This window comes from Pseudomonas sp. PME37.24/006, from assembly GCF_055556635.1.
The window spans coordinates 1-263 of record NZ_JBVHNL010000158.1; the positions used below are offsets into that span (position 1 = coordinate 1).

A 263-nucleotide genomic window follows, 5' to 3' on the forward strand; every position below is an offset into this window, starting at 1 on the left:
GCGTAGCTCGCAGTCTCGATCAGTCCCGTGGCGTGGTCGATCGACGCGGTGGTCGCCCGCAGCAGCACGGCGAAGACACCGATGATGAGGATCGCACTTGCGCCCTGCACCAGCGCAGAGGCGAAAGAGATGAGAGCGCCACGCCTCAACGTCTCGCGGGTGGCGAGGAGGTAGGAGGCGATCACCGCCTTGCCGTGGCCCGGTCCCACCGCATGCAGTACGCCGTAGAGAAAGGTGAGGCCGATGAGGCTGATCGCGGCAAG

1 protein-coding gene is annotated in these 263 nt (G+C 66.2%); it reads right to left on the reverse strand.

Annotation, left to right across the window (positions count from 1 at the left end):
- On the reverse strand, positions 1-263 hold a 263-nt coding region (locus ACZ3GY_RS24240), incomplete at both ends, for a HoxN/HupN/NixA family nickel/cobalt transporter (protein ID WP_465912318.1).